Source organism: Pseudomonas sp. NPDC077186 (genome assembly GCF_044543505.1).
Lineage (GTDB): Bacteria > Pseudomonadota > Gammaproteobacteria > Pseudomonadales > Pseudomonadaceae > Aquipseudomonas.
Genome location: NZ_JBITWE010000016.1, coordinates 1 through 4,884 on the forward strand (window position 1 = coordinate 1; position 4,884 = coordinate 4,884).

Consider the following 4,884-nt stretch of genomic DNA (forward strand, 5'->3'; position numbering starts at 1 on the left):
AAGTTTAGGGTTTTCTCAAAACCCAAGCAGTATTGAACTGAAGAGTTTGATCATGGCTCAGATTGAACGCTGGCGGCAGGCCTAACACATGCAAGTCGAGCGGATGAGAGGAGCTTGCTCCTTGATTTAGCGGCGGACGGGTGAGTAATGCCTAGGAATCTGCCTAGTGGTGGGGGATAACGTTCCGAAAGGAACGCTAATACCGCATACGTCCTACGGGAGAAAGCGGGGGATCTTCGGACCTCGCGCCATTAGATGAGCCTAGGTCGGATTAGCTAGTTGGTGAGGTAATGGCTCACCAAGGCGACGATCCGTAACTGGTCTGAGAGGATGATCAGTCACACTGGAACTGAGACACGGTCCAGACTCCTACGGGAGGCAGCAGTGGGGAATATTGGACAATGGGCGAAAGCCTGATCCAGCCATGCCGCGTGTGTGAAGAAGGTCTTCGGATTGTAAAGCACTTTAAGTTGGGAGGAAGGGTATTCACCTAATACGTGAGTATTTTGACGTTACCGACAGAATAAGCACCGGCTAACTTCGTGCCAGCAGCCGCGGTAATACGAAGGGTGCAAGCGTTAATCGGAATTACTGGGCGTAAAGCGCGCGTAGGTGGTTCGTTAAGTTGGATGTGAAAGCCCCGGGCTCAACCTGGGAACTGCATCCAAAACTGGCGAGCTAGAGTACGGTAGAGGGTGGTGGAATTTCCTGTGTAGCGGTGAAATGCGTAGATATAGGAAGGAACACCAGTGGCGAAGGCGACCACCTGGACTGATACTGACACTGAGGTGCGAAAGCGTGGGGAGCAAACAGGATTAGATACCCTGGTAGTCCACGCCGTAAACGATGTCAACTAGCCGTTGGAATCCTTGAGATTTTAGTGGCGCAGCTAACGCATTAAGTTGACCGCCTGGGGAGTACGGCCGCAAGGTTAAAACTCAAATGAATTGACGGGGGCCCGCACAAGCGGTGGAGCATGTGGTTTAATTCGAAGCAACGCGAAGAACCTTACCTGGCCTTGACATGCTGAGAACTTTCCAGAGATGGATTGGTGCCTTCGGGAACTCAGACACAGGTGCTGCATGGCTGTCGTCAGCTCGTGTCGTGAGATGTTGGGTTAAGTCCCGTAACGAGCGCAACCCTTGTCCTTAGTTACCAGCACGTTATGGTGGGCACTCTAAGGAGACTGCCGGTGACAAACCGGAGGAAGGTGGGGATGACGTCAAGTCATCATGGCCCTTACGGCCAGGGCTACACACGTGCTACAATGGTCGGTACAAAGGGTTGCCAAGCCGCGAGGTGGAGCTAATCCCATAAAACCGATCGTAGTCCGGATCGCAGTCTGCAACTCGACTGCGTGAAGTCGGAATCGCTAGTAATCGTGAATCAGAATGTCACGGTGAATACGTTCCCGGGCCTTGTACACACCGCCCGTCACACCATGGGAGTGGGTTGCTCCAGAAGTAGCTAGTCTAACCTTCGGGGGGACGGTTACCACGGAGTGATTCATGACTGGGGTGAAGTCGTAACAAGGTAGCCGTAGGGGAACCTGCGGCTGGATCACCTCCTTAATCGAAGACACCGGCTTTCTCATAAGCTCCCACACGAATTGCTTGATTCATAGTCGAAGACGATGCTGTAACGCGACCCTGTTATAGGTCTGTAGCTCAGTTGGTTAGAGCGCACCCCTGATAAGGGTGAGGTCGGCAGTTCAAATCTGCCCAGACCTACCAATTGCTTGGTGCAGATGATTACGGGGCCATAGCTCAGCTGGGAGAGCGCCTGCTTTGCACGCAGGAGGTCAGCGGTTCGATCCCGCTTGGCTCCACCACTCTCGCGCGTTGCGGTGGCAGAGAAAGAGTTCAGAGCTGAGCGCTTCAGGGGTGACCTGGTGAGTGCTGATTTCTGGTCTTTTGACCGGTACGAAAATCGTTCTTTAAAAATTTGGGTATGTGATAGAAGTGACTGATTAATTGCTTTCACTGGCAATTGATCTGGTCAAGGTAAAATTTGTAGTTCTCAAGACGCAAATTTTCGGCGAATGTCGTCTTCACGATTGAGATCGTAACCAGATTGCTTGGGGTTATATGGTCAAGTGAAGAAGCGCATACGGTGGATGCCTTGGCAGTCAGAGGCGATGAAAGACGTGGTAGCCTGCGAAAAGCTTTGGGGAGTCGGCAAACAGACTGTGATCCAGAGATCTCTGAATGGGGGAACCCAGCCAGCATAAGCTGGTTATCACACACTGAATCCATAGGTGTGTGAGGCGAACCAGGGGAACTGAAACATCTAAGTACCCTGAGGAAAAGAAATCAACCGAGATTCCCTAAGTAGTGGCGAGCGAACGGGGACTAGCCCTTAAGTTGATTTGAGTGTAGTGGAAGGCTCTGGAAAGTGCCGCCGTAGTGGGTGATAGCCCCGTACACGAAACGCTCTTATCAATGAAATCGAGTAGGACGGGGCACGAGAAACCTTGTCTGAACATGGGGGGACCATCCTCCAAGGCTAAATACTACTGACTGACCGATAGTGAACCAGTACCGTGAGGGAAAGGCGAAAAGAACCCCGGAGAGGGGAGTGAAATAGAACCTGAAACCGTATGCGTACAAGCAGTGGGAGCCTACTTTGTTGGGTGACTGCGTACCTTTTGTATAATGGGTCAGCGACTTATATTCAGTGGCGAGCTTAACCGAATAGGGGAGGCGTAGCGAAAGCGAGTCTTAATAGGGCGCTTTAGTCGCTGGGTATAGACCCGAAACCGGGCGATCTATCCATGGGCAGGTTGAAGGTTAGGTAACACTGACTGGAGGACCGAACCGACTACCGTTGAAAAGTTAGCGGATGACCTGTGGATCGGAGTGAAAGGCTAATCAAGCTCGGAGATAGCTGGTTCTCCTCGAAAGCTATTTAGGTAGCGCCTCGTGTATCACTGCTGGGGGTAGAGCACTGTTTCGGCTAGGGGGTCATCCCGACTTACCAAACCGATGCAAACTCCGAATACCGGCAAGTGTCAGCACGGGAGACACACGGCGGGTGCTAACGTCCGTCGTGAAAAGGGAAACAACCCAGACCGTCAGCTAAGGTCCCAAAGTTATGGTTAAGTGGGAAACGATGTGGGAAGGCTTAGACAGCTAGGAGGTTGGCTTAGAAGCAGCCACCCTTTAAAGAAAGCGTAATAGCTCACTAGTCGAGTCGGCCTGCGCGGAAGATGTAACGGGGCTCAAACCATACACCGAAGCTACGGGTTCATCTTAGGATGAGCGGTAGAGGAGCGTTCTGTAAGCCTGTGAAGGTGAGTTGAGAAGCTTGCTGGAGGTATCAGAAGTGCGAATGCTGACATGAGTAACGACAATGCGAGTGAAAAACTCGCACGCCGAAAGACCAAGGTTTCCTGCGCAACGTTAATCGACGCAGGGTTAGTCGGCCCCTAAGGCGAGGCAGAAATGCGTAGTCGATGGGAAACGGGTTAATATTCCCGTACTTCTAGTTACTGCGATGGAGGGACGGAGAAGGCTAGGCCAGCACGGCGTTGGTTGTCCGTGTTTAAGGTGGTAGGCTGGTTTCTTAGGTAAATCCGGGAGATCAAGGCCGAGAGCTGATGACGAGCGTTCTTTTAGAATGCGAAGTGGTTGATGCCATGCTTCCAGGAAAAGCTTCTAAGCTTCAGGTAACTAGGAACCGTACCCCAAACCGACACAGGTGGTTAGGTAGAGAATACCAAGGCGCTTGAGAGAACTCGGGTGAAGGAACTAGGCAAAATGGCACCGTAACTTCGGGAGAAGGTGCGCCGGTGAGGGTGAAGCATTTACTGCGTAAGCCCATGCCGGTCGAAGATACCAGGCCGCTGCGACTGTTTATTAAAAACACAGCACTCTGCAAACACGAAAGTGGACGTATAGGGTGTGACGCCTGCCCGGTGCCGGAAGGTTAATTGATGGGGTTAGCGCAAGCGAAGCTCTTGATCGAAGCCCCGGTAAACGGCGGCCGTAACTATAACGGTCCTAAGGTAGCGAAATTCCTTGTCGGGTAAGTTCCGACCTGCACGAATGGCGTAACGATGGCGGCGCTGTCTCCACCCGAGACTCAGTGAAATTGAAATCGCTGTGAAGATGCAGTGTATCCGCGGCTAGACGGAAAGACCCCGTGAACCTTTACTATAGCTTTGCACTGGACTTTGAGCTTGCTTGTGTAGGATAGGTGGGAGGCTTTGAAGTGGGGACGCCAGTTCTCATGGAGCCATCCTTGAAATACCACCCTGGCAACCTTGAGGTTCTAACTCTGGTCCGTGATCCGGATCGAGGACAGTGTATGGTGGGTAGTTTGACTGGGGCGGTCTCCTCCCAAAGAGTAACGGAGGAGTACGAAGGTGCGCTCAGACCGGTCGGAAATCGGTCGTAGAGTATAAAGGCAAAAGCGCGCTTGACTGCGAGACAGACACGTCGAGCAGGTACGAAAGTAGGTCTTAGTGATCCGGTGGTTCTGTATGGAAGGGCCATCGCTCAACGGATAAAAGGTACTCCGGGGATAACAGGCTGATACCGCCCAAGAGTTCATATCGACGGCGGTGTTTGGCACCTCGATGTCGGCTCATCACATCCTGGGGCTGAAGCCGGTCCCAAGGGTATGGCTGTTCGCCATTTAAAGTGGTACGCGAGCTGGGTTTAGAACGTCGTGAGACAGTTCGGTCCCTATCTGCCGTGGACGTTTGAGATTTGAGAGGGGCTGACCTTAGTACGAGAGGACCGGGTTGGACGAACCTCTGGTGTTCCGGTTGTCACGCCAGTGGCATTGCCGGGTAGCTATGTTCGGAAAAGATAACCGCTGAAAGCATCTAAGCGGGAAACTTGCCTCAAGATGAGATCTCACTGGAGCCTTGAGCTCCCT

Annotated in this window: 2 tRNA genes and 2 rRNA genes; all 4 read left to right on the forward strand. The window is 52.5% G+C overall.

Annotation, left to right across the window (positions count from 1 at the left end):
- Window positions 1-34: 34 nt before the first annotated feature.
- The 4 genes from ACIGKL_RS24905 (at window position 35) to ACIGKL_RS24920 (ending at window position 4,881) form a co-directional block, all read left to right on the forward strand.
- Window positions 35-1,571, forward strand: a 16S ribosomal RNA gene (locus tag ACIGKL_RS24905).
- 85 nt (window positions 1,572-1,656) lie between these two features.
- A tRNA-Ile gene (locus tag ACIGKL_RS24910) sits at window positions 1,657-1,733 on the forward strand.
- 22 nt (window positions 1,734-1,755) lie between these two features.
- A tRNA-Ala gene (locus tag ACIGKL_RS24915) sits at window positions 1,756-1,831 on the forward strand.
- A gap of 258 nt (window positions 1,832-2,089) precedes the next feature.
- Window positions 2,090-4,881, forward strand: a 23S ribosomal RNA gene (locus tag ACIGKL_RS24920).
- The 16S and 23S rRNA genes sit together here with 2 tRNA genes alongside, the layout of an rRNA operon.
- Window positions 4,882-4,884 lie beyond the last annotated feature (3 nt).